A 14,991-nucleotide genomic window follows, 5' to 3' on the forward strand; every position below is an offset into this window, starting at 1 on the left:
AAAAGTAGCGCTTTAAAAACTACCAACCATGTACATACCTGAAATTTACAAAAATGAGAACAAAGCCGAAATCCAAAAATTTCTGCAAGAAAATAGTTTCGGTATTTTAATTAATCAAACGCAAGGTCGTTTGTGTGCCACTCACATTCCGTTAGAGTTAGAAACAAGGCCAGATGGTACCGAAATTTTATACGGGCACTTATCAAAAGCCAACCCACAATGGCAAGGATTTTTAGAGAACGATCAAGTTTTGGCTGTGTTTTCAGGGCCGCATAGCTATATCTCCTCATCCTGGTACGATCATGAAAACGTACCCACTTGGAACTATATTGCGGTACAAATTCATGGTAAGATAAAAATAGTGACGGGCGACGCTGTAATTGATTCCCTAAAAAAATTAGTTGACAAATACGAAAAAGACCAGCAAAATCCGGTTCGTATCGAGGATTTATCAGATGAAACCATGCAGCAAGCCAACGGAATAATAGCTTTTGAAATTGAAATCACTGAAATCCATGCTAATCGAAAAATGTCTCAAAACAGAGATCAAAAAAACTATCAAAATATCATTGCAGAACTAGAAAAAATCAATTCGCACCAGTCAATTGATACAGCACAGGAAATGAAAAAATGTCCGATTTAAAATCTTTCGAAATTTTAAAATAGTAGTTAAACATTTAGCAATTGTATTCATACCTTTGCAGCCCACAAAACATCGGTTTTAAAACTCACTAAATTCAAATGCTTATTATCCTATTTTACTTTTTTATTTTTATTGTTTTTGTTCAAATTGCTTACTATTTAGGTGTTTTTAGAAGCTTTGCTTTCGCAAAAGCACAAAAAATCACATCTAAACGCATCCCGATTTCGGTAATTGTTTGTGCGAAGAATGAAGAGGAAAATGTATCCAAATTCATCCCGATTTTGGCTGCTCAGGATTATCCTGATTTTGAAATTGTATTGATCGATGATGCTTCAAGCGATGGTACACTAGACATTTTTGAGGAATATGAAAAACAATACTCCAACATTCGATTAGTAAAAGTAGCTAATAATGAAGCCTTTTGGGGAAACAAAAAATACGCTCTCACGTTGGGTATTAAAGCTGCGAAAAAAGAATACCTATTATTCACTGATGCTGATTGTTTCCCAACCTCTAAAGATTGGATTACCGCAATGAGCTCGCAGTTTACCATGCAAAAAACAATTGTTTTGGGATACGGTAAATACGAACGAATTTCAGGTTCATTTTTAAACAAACTGATTCGATTTGAAACTTTATTGACTGCAGTCCAATATTTTTCATGGGCAAAAATAGGCCGTCCGTACATGGGCGTAGGTCGTAATTTAGCCTACAAACGTGAAGAATTTTTTAACGCCAATGGATTTATCGAACATATGAAAGTACGTTCAGGAGATGATGATTTGTTCGTTAATCAAGTAGCTACCAAAAAAAATACAACAATTGTTTTTGCCCCTGAAAGTTTCACACAATCAACTGCAAAAACAACATTTTCGGATTGGTTAACCCAAAAACGCCGACATGTAGCCACTGCAAGTCATTATAAATTTGCAGATCAGTTACAACTAGGAACCTTTTACGGATCACAATTATTGTTTTTTATTCTTCCTATTCCGCTTTTAATATTCCAATTTCAATGGATTGCAGTAGTAAGTTTAATTGGAGTTCGTTATCTTGTGGCATGGATTATGATTGGTTATTCAGCAGGAAAACTTCAAGAAAAGGGTCTTAAATTATGGTTTCCTATAGTTGAATTAGTGTTGATATTCACCCAACTCAATATTTTCATAGTTAACCTATTCTCAAAACCAGCCTCGTGGAAATAATACAACAAATAGAAAAAGCAAAATTAGGCGACCAAATTGCCTTTACCTTTCTATTGGATTATTACTGGAATGAGGTATATGGCTTTATGCTCAAGCGTACCGAAAACGAGACTAATGCTGAGGATATCACCATCGAAACCTTCTCAAAAGCATTCGATAAACTAAGTAGTTATAATCCTGAATTTCAGTTTAACACCTGGTTAATTGCTATTGCCAAAAACGTGCATATTGATTTGCTGCGAAAAAAAAGAACCAATCTTTTTATTGAAATCACTGACGAAGAAGACCAACAAGCCTACAATATTGCCGATACTACACCATCAGCCGAAGACGAGTTAATCACCGAGCAAAACCTATCGCAATTATTGCAATTCATCAAAGAATTAAAACCCATTTATCAAGAAGTAATTCAATTGCGCTACTTTCAAGAATTGAGCTACCAAGAAATAGCCGATAAAACGGGTGATCCTTTACCTAATGTAAAAATAAGATTATTGCGAGCCAAAAAACTACTTGCAGCTATTATTCAAGGTAAAGCCACAAAGTAAACTATACGCAGGAATACAAAAGCTCTTGCTAAGTAAGTTTTTTTATCGCCACGCAATCAAGCCCAAAAAACAAACCCTTTCTAAAAGTAGAGATAAACCGAAAGGTAGTTACTTATTCAATTTAAAGTACTTTACAAAAATACTATCCAGTTTTTTTTAAGCAGCACACACTCATTTTTTCATAACACGCCTTGTCTCGCTGTCGTTATATCTTGCTGGCCGGTCCCGAAGTTTCGGGCCTCGCCCAGCAAGGATGCCACTACCATCGGGGCTAGTGAGCACATTTTAGTTTTCATAACCTAATAAAAAAACATTTTAAAACAAAAAACTAAAAAATAGTCCGATGGTTACTTTGTAGTTTATTTAAAGCTTTTGAAAAGGAAGTAATCATGCTATAGGCATTTATGTTAAAAGTCGGGAGACTTTCGACATGTTTACGCTTTTTACGAACTTAAAAAAAAAACGCAAAGTCAGGAGACTTTGCGGAGCGGGGTTTTCTTAGAACACTTTTTCAAAATAATTTAAGTAGCTGGAAACTAAAAATACAACCGCAGATTCACAAATTATCATACCATAATCTGCGAATCTACTGTAAAATACGTTTTAAAATGGCGCGAAGTCAGAGACATCCGTGCAGTTGCGTTTTTAAGATGTTTTTTTAGAATAATTCGAGCATCTGGGGTAAATAATTACTCATTACAAATGAGATATACTGCGAATATACTTACTTAAAGTTACTCTTGTTTTAGTTTACCGCGTTGCAAACGCTACGAATTGTTTCTAAAAGATAAATAAGCACTCGTTACAAACAAGCACCAGTGTGAGGTCTTCCACTTTTTTTAATTACCTCTAAGTTTAGAATTATTGTCTTCTTTGGATATATTTTGCTAAATTTGAGTTACCAGACATTTTTCTAACTTGAAATCTTTTTTGCTTAAAAAATTAATTTCAAAACCTCTATGATATGATTGTTGCATCACATGCTAAAGGTTGGAAAATTATAAACCAGCGTTCTCACGGCCTTCTAGCTCCGATGATAGGGTATCAATATAATATTGATTTGCCAAATGATAGAATTGTGCCAACACTTATTGCAATTGCTGAGCACGATGACGGGATTGTAGAAACATTAGAAAATAAAAATTTAACCAAGGTAGGTGCACCAAGGCATTTCTTAGTCAACGATGAATCTAAAAAAACGGATTTAAAGCGATATCTCAATGTAATGGAAAATGCAACTTCAAAGAGTCAGTTAAATGCATTATTGACCTCCTTACATTTAGATTTTATTTGTGGTGATTCAATTCACAGTCAAGACCAGAATTTGAAAATTTTTTTGAAAGAGCAAGCAAAAAATCGCAAAAATATTTTCAAACATTTAAATATAACCGAAAATTATATGCATCGCTTGTACCGCCTTGTGGAATGGTGCGATGCTTTTTCACTTCTTATTTGCATGGACAAAATACAGCCTGAAGGACGTAAAATGGAAGTATCCGAAAGCCCTGACGGTGATATGAGTCAGACCTATTACAAAGCTGAAAAAGAAATTACAGTAGAGCCTTGGGTTTTTAAAAATGATACTTTCACGATTTTTTACGAATATAAAATTATTGAGCAATTAAAGTTTAAATCAGTGGAAGAATTTAATAAAGTTTGTAAAAAAGCTATGGTGCAAAGGGAAGAATTTGTGTTTTCTAAGTAGCTTTTTTATTATTTTAAATTGCTGTTTGCTATTTTGGTTTTTTCTAATTGATTGAAACAACAGGTTGAAAACGAGCGCCAGATAGAGTACAACTCATTACTTTGTTTTGCTTGCACAACTTTCTGGTATAGGATTGATATTCCTTGATTTGGCTTTGAACTCCAACCGAACAATCTCTTCGAGCACTTTTTTTAATGAATCGCATTTTTTTCTGATGAGTGTAGTTACATGATTGAATCAAACAAAAAAGCTGCCCTTTTACAGACAGCTCTTGAGATATTTTCAAATCTATTTTTAAGGAACAATTCGGTCTGGAAAATCAGTTATAATTCCTGAAACTTTAAGCTTTTGCAAAGCAGCAATCTCAGCTGGTTCATTAACTGTCCAAGGTAAAACTTTAAAATTATTTGCTTTCATAATTGCTACATTTTCTGCGGTCAGCATTTTATAATACGGATTTATCGCTTGCGCTTTGAGCTCCTTGCCTACTTTTAATATGGTTTCTAACGGATCTTTATACGTCAATAAACCAATAGCAATTTTTTGATCCAGAGCCCTCATTTTCTTTAATTCATTGACTTTAAAACTTGAAATAAAAAAATCTTTATTTTTCCAACCTTTTTTTCTGAATTCAGCTATTATTCGATGCGTATCTTCGGCTGTGTTTTCTCCTTTTAATTCGATATTAAGTACGGCTTTTTTATCTAATGCAATTATTACTTCTTCGAGAGTTGGAATTTGATGCTTACCTGACACCAAAACTTTTCGCAATTCATCAAAAGAGTACTCTTCGATTTTTCCTTTTCCATTGGTCAAACGTTCCATATTGTCATCATGAAAAACGACCAACTCGCCAGTTTTTATTTTAAATACATCAATTTCAAGCATATCAGCTTTGAGCGCTACTCCTTTGTTTATTGAAGCAATTGTATTTTCTGTTTCATGACCCATCGCGCCACGATGCCCACAAACAATAAAAGAATTTGATGCACAATTACTCAATAATAATGAAGCAGCTGCAACCATTACAAGATTTCTCATTTTCATATTTTTTTGTTTGAAAAATACAGTAAATCTTACACCTGTATTTTATCAAATGATTATCAAAAATCTAATTTAAATGCTGAATTTAAGTCCTTATTGTTGCTAAATCATTAAGAAAATCCTCAAAAAAAGGCTGAAATCGTTTGAAAGCCACTATTTGGTTACACAAAATTATTTTTCAATTAGTATTAATCTAACACCTATTCTTTTGAATGTGAATTTCTTTGTGGCACACAACAAAAAACTAAATTCATGAAAAAAATTACCAAGATTGCTTTTACAATCGTTTACCTGCTCCTCTATCAAGCAGTCATTTATGCACAAACTACACAAGCTTCCATTACTGGTACCGTAAAAGGATCTAATGCAGAACTTATTAAAGATGCTAATGTGTTGATTAAAAACGAATCGACTGGATTTAAAACAAGTTCAGTTTCGAACTTTAAAGGAGTTTTTACCTTTAAAGAGTTACCACTTGGTGGTCCTTATACCATTATTGTAACGGCTATGGGTTACGGAGAGCAACAACGTACAGGTTACACTTTAAATCAAGGCGATTTAATTTCGATTCCAATCGAAATGCAGACCGAAATGCAAAACCTACAAGTAGTAGAAGTCGTAGGTCGAGGTTTAAAAAACAAAACTGGAAACTTGGGTGCTGCAACAGCCGTAACTGCCAAATTGATAAATACCTTGCCAGTTAACGGACGAAATTTCACAAGCTTGATGGATTTGTCTCCACTAACTCGAGGAGGAACAATTTCTGGTCAGTTAGCTTCATCAACCAATTATACTTTAGATGGTATGAACGCCAAAAACCCAACTTCCGCAGGGGCAACTACCAGTCGAAGTGGTGCCCCGTATTCTATTTCGATTGAAGCCGTAAGAGAATTTAAAGTGGTAACCAATCAATATGATGTAGGATACGGTCGCAGTGGTGGCGGAACGGTGAGTGCTGTAACAAAATCGGGAACCAATGATTTTTCAGGAAGTATGTTTGCTTATAATAGAGCCGATTGGTTATCAAGCGCCTATGACATTAGAGGAAACCGAAGACAAAACGACTTTACAACTACGCAGTATGGATTTACATTTGGTGGGCCAATTATTAAAGACAAACTGCACTTTTTTGTGGCATGGGATCATCAATTGGATTCTCGACCACTAATCATAGCTGATATTCAATCGCCTGAAGACGAATTACGTTTTAATGTAACTAGAGCCACACTAGATAATTTTGTAAACATTGCCCGTAATAAGTACGGTGTATCTAGTGCTCCGCAATATGGTTCTTTTGACAAAAAAAGAAATTCTGACGCTGCTTTTGCTCGTTTAGACTGGCAAATTGATAGCAAAAACTTGCTGACCATTCGAAACAACTTCACCTTTGATGACAACAAATTAGGACTTCAAGATAATACTGCCATTAATCTTTACGAATCATTTGGTGATGATTATAATATTGACAATAGTATTTTAGCATCGTTGCGAACCATGGTAAACTCAAAAGTTACCAACGAATTTAAAGTACAACATTTGTACACATTCCAAGACAGTAATCCAGGTGACCAATTGCCTGCTTTTAACATTCCAAGAGCTATTGTTGAAAATGTTGCCTCAACTATAAATGGTGCAGTGCGTACCACCAATATCCAAATTGGAGGGCATCGATTTGCTCAAGAAAAATTCAGAAATAATGTGTTTCAAATTATCAACAACCTGTATTACAACACCGACAAAGTAAAATATACTTTTGGTATCGATTTAATGCAAACCAACTCTAAATCAGTTTACGGCTCCGAGGTTAACGGCCGCTTTCATTTTAATAGTGTAGCAAATTTTGATAATGGAACTCCCTACCGCTATTTTAGAGAAGTACCATTGGTTGCTGATCCTTCAGTAATTTCGAATATTTGGAATGCCGGTTTGTACGGACAATTACAATCAAAAATTGCTCTGGGACTTGATCTAACTTTTGGATTGCGTTTTGATTACGCACATTACCCAACAGCGCCATTTAACCAAAAAGTTTTTGATGAATTAAGCATTAAAACCAATAACAAGTTACGATCAGCCATCTTTCAGCCAAGAATACAATTGTCATGGGACATAAATGATAACCATAAAGACTACTTGCGCTTTGGTGCAGGAGTATTTGCTTCTGATTTGAACAACTACACTATCATTAACAATTTATATTTTGACGGAAAAAAAACAGCAACGGTAGATGTTAGAAATCCAAACGTACCTACGCCGAACTTTAATGATTACCGAAATAGTTATGCCAATATCCCAACTCTTGCTGCTTTTCAATTACCAACTATCAATTATACCGGAGATGATGCAGAAGTTCCGGTAGTTTATAAGGCAAACATCTCCTACTCTCACTTTTTTACTGATAATTTAAAAGCAGGCATTGCAGGATACGCTACTTTGGCTCGAAACAACTACGTGTATGTAGATCGCAACATGGTTGATAATCCATTTTTTAGATTGGCAAATGAAAATAACCGTGGCGTGTATGTACCTGCAAGTTCTATTCCTGCAAATGGCGCTGCCGATTGGTTACAAGGAAGAAAAAGTACTGCTCTTGGCCGCGTTTTAGAATTAAATAGTGAAGGTAAAGTCAATCAATTTGCATTAGTTGTAGATGCTACTTATCGTTATTTCAAGGATGGAGAACTATCTGCCAGTTACACTTGGAATGACACCAAAGACAACACTTCATTTAACGGAAACGTAGCTAACACCGCTACATTGGTATTACCAGTTGAAGATGATCCTAGAAATTTGAGGAAGATGACCTACTCTGACAATCATTTCCGTCATAAAGTAGTTCTTTATGGATCCTTGCCTACCTTTTATGGGTTTAGTGTAGGAATTCGTTATTCTGGAATTGGGGGAACTCGATACAGCTTACTTTCAGGTGGGAATACGAATGGAGACTTTGTCACGGCATCAAATGATCTAGCGTATATTTTTGATAGCAACAGCCCATCAACACCTCAAAACATTAAAACAGGATTAGAAACTATTTTGAATAATCCGGCTGCGAGTCAAAGTTTAAAAGATTACATCAACAAATATTCTGGAAAAATTGCAGAGCGCAACGGGGGAATAAATGGTTTTTACGGCTTAGTTGACATTCGAATCAATAAAAAAGTAACGATAGCAAAAAAGCAATTTTTAGACTTCACTGCAGACATTTTTAACGTTGCCAACATGATTAAAAAAGATTGGGGTGTAAACGAATCATTAGGGTCACAATCACTTTATGCTTTAGGGACACCTGCTGCTAATGGAAATCCAGCAGTTCCTGGTTTTGACAGCGCAAGACAGCAATTTAATTACAGAGTTAACAATGCAGGATTGCCTGCCTTGTCTGGTAATCCATTTCAAATACAATTGGGTATCAAATACGGCTTTTAATTCTTAATTAATTACTATTTAAAACGGCATTTCTAATGGAAATGCCGTTTTTTTATGTCGCTAAGCCTACCACAAAAGCTCAAAGTATAATATTCATCACTTTCGTTAAATACTTAAGATTTTACTACACAATTTAAAAATAAATTAGTAAATTTAGACAATAAAATTCCTATTACCACGTTATTGATAATAAAAACTATTGGCTTATGATTTAATTGTACCTAACCACTAAATCTAATTATCATGTCAAAACTAAGCATTTACGAAACCGGTTGGATTGATTTTGTTTTCCAAGACAGAAACAAAGAGTATGGCGCCTATCAATTGCGTCAAGAAAGCACAAAAACAACTCTGAGAGCATTATTTTTTGGAGTTAGTGTTTTGGTTACCGCAATAAGTATCCCTACTGTTCTTCGAGCAATAAACCCTAGTGAAATTATTGAACCCGTGTTGCCTCCAATTATTCAAACTACTGTCAACCTAACTGATATTGTTAAAATTGAAGAGCCAATACAACGTGCTTTGCCGCCTATCAAAAATAAAGTAGCAAATCCTGTAGAGAATGTTCCATTTGTAAACCCTGTGGTAGTAGCTACGGATCAAGCTACTCAAGATGTTCCTACTACAGCAGCTATTATTGCAAATACTCCTACCACAAGTGAAGGCTCGGGAACAGTTGGCGCAAATTCAAGCACAAGTACAGGTTCAACAACAGGAACACTTCCTAGTACTGACCCAGGAAACACGGTAGTAGTAAGTGCCGCATTAGATAAACTACCAGAATTTCCGGGAGGAATTAATAAATTTTACACCTATGTAGGAAACAATTTCGAAAAACAAGAAATTGACGGTAGCGGTATCATGAAAATTTATGTGGCATTTGTTATTGAGCGAGATGGAAGCATGACCGACATTACAGTTAAAAAAGATCCTGGACACGGTTTAGGTCGCGAGGCTATCAGAGTACTTAAATCATTACGCACCAAATGGGCACCAGGAATGATAGATGGCAAACCGGTACGAACTGCCTATAGCCTACCAATTGTAGTGCAATTAAATTAAAAAATCTATAGTCTTGACATAAAAAAAGCAGAACAAAAGTTCTGCTTTTTTTATGATTTTATACCAGAAAACTATTTTTTCTTTTTTGCTATCGGCTTTTTCGCCACAGGCTTTTTAACAACTGGTTTTTGCTGTACGTAAGGCTTGAACAAACCATCTTTCTCAGCTCTAAGTCTAGCATTTTCAGCACGCTCTTTGGGATCTGGATGCGAACTCATCATTTTATCTAGAAAAGATGCTTGCGATCCTTCGCTCATTTTAGCTAAAATCGAAAAAGCAGAAGCTACTGCATTCACATTGTAGCCGTTGCTTTTCATAAAGTTATATGAAAACTCATCCGCTTCAGACTCTTGCTTGCGACTGTGTTTACTATCAATCATGCTACTTCCAATTTTACCCAATTGACTATCGGTTATAGCGGCTACCTTTTCTGATTGCGAAGCGGCCAATCCTATTAAAGCCTCTTTTTTGTACGAAGCCTTAATTGCATCTTTTGTGTCACTATTGGCAACGTGACCTATTTCATGACCAATTACAGCTAAAAGTTCATTATCATCCATGATGTCCATTAAACCTGAATATACACGAACACTTCCATCCGCTGTTGCAAATGCATTTACTTCATTCAACTTGTACACCTTGTAGTTTAAAGTATACCCTTCGCTTTTAGTGTGTTTACCAAAAACCCTATTCAAGCGCACAGTATAAGGATCCGTAGGTCCAGCCACAGTATTTTCAGCATCTAATTTTGTAACTGCTGCCTTTGATAGTTGCGCCGCATCAGCATCGCTAAAAGTAAGACCAGCTACACCTTTACTCAGGGCTCCCAGGGCTCCTTCTTTTAAATTAATTTGCGCCTGAGAAGATAGACACATCATGAAAGTTCCTAAAACCAAACTAGTTTTCAATTTATTTTTCATTTGCTAGATTTATTTTTGATATTGACTTCAAAGATACATTTTTATACAGATCACAAACAAAATGGTCGGCAATAAGTAGCGATTTCAGACCTTTTCTGCTGAGCAAATGAATGTTTCGATTACTGCGCAAACGAACAATTGTTAAATCTATCTTTAGGAAGGTTGATTCAAGGTAAAACAACTGCTAAAAGGCATTTTACATTAGGATATCTTCAAACAAGTTTCGCTATCTTTGTACTTTGAAAAAATAAAATATGGAAACTGTTTTAGATACTGCTTTGCCAACTGGAAAACCGAAATGGTTGAAAGTAAAACTACCAATAGGTCAAAAATATACTGAACTAAGAGGTTTGGTTGATAAATATAGCTTAAACACAATTTGCACGTCAGGAAGTTGCCCAAATATGGGTGAATGTTGGGGCGAAGGTACCGCTACTTTTATGATTTTAGGAAATGTATGCACACGTTCTTGTGGATTTTGCGGTGTTAAAACCGGCCGACCAGAAACTGTAGATTGGGATGAACCAGAAAAAGTAGCTCGTTCTATAAAAATCATGAATATCAAACACGCAGTAATTACAAGTGTAGATCGAGATGATTTAAAAGATGGAGGCTCAATCATTTGGATTGAAACGGTAAAAGCAATTCGTAGAATGAACCCAAACACAACACTTGAGACTTTGATTCCAGATTTTCAAGGAATTGAGAGAAATATCGATAGAATTGTAGAAGCTAACCCAGAAGTAGTTTCGCACAACGTTGAAACAGTTCGACGCCTTACGCGCGAAGTTCGAATTCAAGCAAAATACGATCGTACTCTTGAAGTTTTGCGCTATCTGAAAGAAAAAGGTATCAATCGTACAAAATCAGGAATAATGCTAGGACTAGGAGAGCAAGAAGAAGAAGTTTTTCAAACCTTGCGAGACCTTAGAGCTGCCAATGTTGACGTTGTAACAATTGGTCAATATTTACAGCCTAGTAAAAAACACCTTCCGGTAAAAGAGTTCATCACGCCAGAACAATTTGCAAAATATGAGCAATACGGATTGGAACTTGGTTTTCGTCATGTAGAGAGCGGCCCGTTGGTTCGTTCATCATACAAAGCACAAAAACATATATTGTAGTCAAACGTTAAAAAGTCAGAAAGTCGAAAGGCTAAATATCTTGACTTTCTGACTTTTAGACTTTGATACTTTAAGACTTTAAAACTTATGATTAGAATTGCTATAAACGGTTTTGGAAGAATCGGCAGAAATTTATTCCGATTACTCCTTAATCACCCAACCATTGAAGTTGTGGCTATCAACGATATTGCTGACAAAAAAACAATGGCACACCTTGTCAAATACGACAGTATACACGGTGTTTTATCAGAAACTGTTAGCCATGATGACACAGGAATAATTGTTGGAGGTAAAAAAGTACTTTTTTTTCACGAAAAAAACATTGCCAACTTAAACTGGAAAGATTGCAACATAGATTACGTTATTGAATCAACTGGTAAGTTCAAAACCTATGAAGAATTATTCCAACACATTGAAGCTGGTGCAAAAAAGGTGATTCTTTCTGCTCCATCAGAAGTGGATAGCATCAAAACAGTAGTTCTTGGAGTAAACGAGCATATTTTAGATGGTTCTGAAATCATAATTTCAAATGCGAGTTGCACTACCAATAATGCAGCTCCAATGATACAAGTTATCAATGAGCTTTGTGGTATTGAGCAAGCATACATTACCACCATACACTCGTACACCACAGATCAAAGTTTACATGATCAACCGCACAAAGATTTACGAAGAGCGCGTGGCGCAAGTCAATCGATAGTTCCTACTACCACGGGAGCTGCAAAGGCACTAACTAAAATTTTTCCTGAATTTGAAGGAAAAATTGGAGGGTGTGGAATTCGCGTTCCTGTCCCTGACGGATCACTTACAGACATTACTTTTAATGTTAAAAAAGCAGTGAGTATTGAGGAGATAAACACCGCATTTAAAAATGCAGCGGCAACCAGCTTAAAAGGGATTTTAGATTACACCGAAGACCCAATTGTATCTGTAGATGTTATAGGAAACAAAAATTCATGTATATTTGATGCTCAACTTACTTCAGTTATTGATAAGATGGTAAAAGTAGTGGGTTGGTACGACAATGAAATTGGTTATTCATCCCGAATAATTGATTTGATTTTACTAACATCTCAACAAAAAAATTAACCTTATTAACTGCGCATGAAATACTCTTGTTTGTTTATTTTAATGCTAACGCAATTGCTTTTTTCGCAAAAGAAAGAGCCTAAAGACAGCATATCCCTCTACACTCAGCAATCTCAAGCGGCAGTTCAAAAAAACAACTACAAGAACGCATTAAATCTAACAGAAAAAGCCATACAATTGGCCCACAACACAAATGACGTATCCTCCTTAGCTTTTCAACATTTCAATTTAGGAAAGCTTTTTTTTGATCTAAAAAAATACAAAGACGCGCAAGAATCGCTAGAAAGAAGTTCTCGTTTCTATAATGCACTCCCACCTACTTTGGCAACTGCTAATATGCATTTTTATCTAGCTGCTACCTTCCAAGAATTATCAGACTATAAAAATGCCGCTGCTCATTTAGATAAAGCAAGTAAACTGCATCAAAAATTAAATTACACTGATAAAAGCGAGAAAATACTACTTCAAAAAGGTTTACTCTTGGCTGCAGAAAAGAAAAACACAGAAGCAGCTAAAGTTTTTGGTACAATCATAGCGCAAAAAGATGCAACTGAACTACTGCCAGCAAAAGCTACCGCATTGTATCAGATTGGACGTTTTGAAATTGAGCAAAAGCATTACAATTTAGCAATTAACTATTTAAAGAAAGCTTTAGAACTAACTCAAAAAAGAGATGATTTAGAACTCAAAACAGATATACTACTTGCTTTAAGTATTGCTCACGATAAAATATTAGACAAGAATAATGCCTACACCTATTTAAAGTTGCACCTCAATCTTAAAGAGAGATTAGCAATAATTACAAATGAAAGGTTGGGTATTGACGATTATACTCAATTCAAAGAATCTGAAAAACTCAAAGAAATTAAGGCGCTCAGCAACGAGACTCGAGAGCAACAAAAAGCCAATAAATTTTCAAAACTAATTAGCATTTTGGCAATTGCCTTAATCTCGATTTTATCACTACTAAGTCTTTCTCTTTACAAAAACAACATTATTAGAAACCAATCTAATTTATTGTTAAAAGAAAAAAACAACGAATTAGAACTCGCCAAAAACAAAGCAGAAAAAGCGTCGCTAGCCAGAGCAGAGTTCTTATCAACTGTTAGTCATGAGCTTCGTACTCCTTTGAATGCCATCAATGGAATCACGCATTTACTTCTACAAGAAAATCCAAAAAAATCACAAATTGACTACTTGAGTTCGCTAAAATTTTCGGGAGATTATTTAACTAAATTCATTAACGAAATCTTAGAAATCAACAAAATCGAATCGCACAAACTAGAAATTGAGCAAATCCCTTTTCACCTCAAACAACTCTTAATCAATATCAAACATTCCTTGAAGGAATTAGCAATAGTAAATAATAACGAATTCAGCCTCGAAATTGACGATACTATTCCGGATTACCTTGTGGGCGACCCTACGAAGTTGTCTCAAATTGTTTTGAATTTAATCAATAATGCATTGAAATTCACCAAAAACGGGGTAGTGTACGTACGCGCAAATTTAGAAAAAAACGAAAATGAAACAGCTTTCGTTTACTTTGAAATCACTGATACCGGAATTGGTATTCCCGCTGATAAACTAGAAAGTGTTTTTGATAGTTTTTCTCAAGGATCAATTGAGGTAAATCGCAAATATGGCGGTACTGGATTGGGATTAACCATTGTAAAAAAATTGATCAAAATTCTTGGAGGAGAAATCCAATTAAGCAGTATTGTAAACAAAGGATCTACTTTTTCTTTTACTCTAGGATTTCAAATTGGTGAAAAACCTGCTACTGTAGTACTCTCAGACAATACTGCTGAAAATAAATTCTTGGCTAACAAAAAAATCTTATTGGTTGAAGACAATAAAATCAATCAGATGATTACCAAAAAAATGCTCCACAACAAGAAAATTATTTGCGAGGTTATCGATAATGGTGAAGAAGCTATCGAAAGGATGCGCAAATCAAGCTTTGATATGGTTTTAATGGATGTGCACTTACCTGGAATAAACGGCACTATTGCGACTCAAACTATTAGAACTTTTGACAACACCACGCCGATAATTGCTTTAACTGCCATCTCACTTCACGAAAATCGTGATATGCTGCTTTCGTTTGGTATGAACGATGTAATTACAAAACCATTTATCCCTGATGAATTTTACAAAATAATTGCTCACCACATCTAAACAATTGGCGAGCAACTGTAACTACAACCTATTAAAATTGT

The 14,991-nt window shown here is 35.3% G+C and carries 12 protein-coding genes; 9 read left to right on the forward strand and 3 right to left on the reverse strand.

Going from position 1 to position 14,991, the window contains the following annotated elements:
- Positions 1-28 precede the first annotated feature (28 nt).
- From KBJ98_RS06230 to KBJ98_RS06245, 4 genes are all read left to right on the forward strand, one after another.
- A complete protein-coding gene (locus KBJ98_RS06230; protein ID WP_210788793.1) occupies positions 29-643 on the forward strand; it encodes an FMN-binding negative transcriptional regulator in 615 nt (204 codons plus the stop codon).
- A 98-nt stretch (positions 644-741) separates the two neighbouring features.
- The gene (locus tag KBJ98_RS06235; protein ID WP_210788794.1) at positions 742-1,848 is read left to right on the forward strand and encodes a glycosyltransferase; all 1,107 of its coding nucleotides are present in this window, start codon (positions 742-744) and stop codon (positions 1,846-1,848) included.
- Positions 1,839-2,396 carry an RNA polymerase sigma factor gene (locus KBJ98_RS06240; RefSeq protein WP_210788795.1) on the forward strand — a complete coding sequence of 186 codons (558 nt, stop codon included), beginning with the start codon at positions 1,839-1,841 and terminating at the stop codon, positions 2,394-2,396. Before KBJ98_RS06235 ends, KBJ98_RS06240 begins: the two co-directional genes overlap by 10 nt.
- Positions 2,397-3,360: 964 nt before the next feature.
- On the forward strand, positions 3,361-4,101 hold the full coding sequence (locus tag KBJ98_RS06245) for a DUF3891 family protein (RefSeq protein ID WP_210788796.1): 741 nt from the start codon (positions 3,361-3,363) through the stop codon (positions 4,099-4,101).
- 43 nt (positions 4,102-4,144) lie between these two features.
- Here the strand turns inward: KBJ98_RS06245 and KBJ98_RS06250 are convergent, their stop codons facing one another.
- Together KBJ98_RS06250 and KBJ98_RS06255 are read right to left on the reverse strand one after the other, a co-directional pair.
- Positions 4,145-4,306 (reverse strand): hypothetical protein, encoded by a 162-nt coding sequence (locus tag KBJ98_RS06250; RefSeq protein WP_210788797.1) that lies wholly within the window; start codon positions 4,304-4,306, stop codon positions 4,145-4,147.
- Between the two features lie 89 nt (positions 4,307-4,395).
- Complete coding sequence (locus tag KBJ98_RS06255) at positions 4,396-5,142, reverse strand: glycerophosphodiester phosphodiesterase (RefSeq protein WP_225899074.1); 747 nt, start codon at positions 5,140-5,142, stop codon at positions 4,396-4,398.
- 255 nt (positions 5,143-5,397) lie between these two features.
- Here KBJ98_RS06255 and KBJ98_RS06260 point away from each other — a divergent pair, with 255 nt between their 5' ends.
- A complete protein-coding gene (locus tag KBJ98_RS06260; protein ID WP_210788801.1) occupies positions 5,398-8,574 on the forward strand; it encodes a TonB-dependent receptor in 3,177 nt (1,058 codons plus the stop codon).
- A gap of 243 nt (positions 8,575-8,817) precedes the next feature.
- Complete coding sequence (locus KBJ98_RS06265; RefSeq protein WP_210788802.1) at positions 8,818-9,636, forward strand: energy transducer TonB; 819 nt, start codon at positions 8,818-8,820, stop codon at positions 9,634-9,636.
- 71 nt (positions 9,637-9,707) lie between these two features.
- Here KBJ98_RS06265 and KBJ98_RS06270 read toward each other — a convergent pair whose 3' ends face one another.
- Positions 9,708-10,556 (reverse strand): M48 family metalloprotease, encoded by an 849-nt coding sequence (locus KBJ98_RS06270; protein WP_210788804.1) that lies wholly within the window; start codon positions 10,554-10,556, stop codon positions 9,708-9,710.
- A 254-nt stretch (positions 10,557-10,810) separates the two neighbouring features.
- Here KBJ98_RS06270 and lipA point away from each other — a divergent pair, with 254 nt between their 5' ends.
- The 3 genes from lipA (at position 10,811) to KBJ98_RS06285 (ending at position 14,950) form a co-directional block, all read left to right on the forward strand.
- A complete protein-coding gene (gene lipA, locus KBJ98_RS06275) occupies positions 10,811-11,680 on the forward strand; it encodes a lipoyl synthase (RefSeq protein WP_166136576.1) in 870 nt (289 codons plus the stop codon).
- Between the two features lie 87 nt (positions 11,681-11,767).
- Positions 11,768-12,769 (forward strand): type I glyceraldehyde-3-phosphate dehydrogenase, encoded by a 1,002-nt coding sequence (gene gap, locus KBJ98_RS06280; protein WP_210788807.1) that lies wholly within the window; start codon positions 11,768-11,770, stop codon positions 12,767-12,769.
- Positions 12,770-12,784: 15 nt separating this feature from the next.
- Positions 12,785-14,950, forward strand: a complete 2,166-nt coding sequence (locus KBJ98_RS06285) for a tetratricopeptide repeat-containing hybrid sensor histidine kinase/response regulator (protein ID WP_210788808.1) — start codon at positions 12,785-12,787, stop codon at positions 14,948-14,950.
- The last annotated feature ends 41 nt before the right edge of the window (positions 14,951-14,991 follow it).

Source organism: Flavobacterium erciyesense (assembly GCF_018069925.1).
Taxonomy (GTDB): domain Bacteria; phylum Bacteroidota; class Bacteroidia; order Flavobacteriales; family Flavobacteriaceae; genus Flavobacterium; species Flavobacterium erciyesense.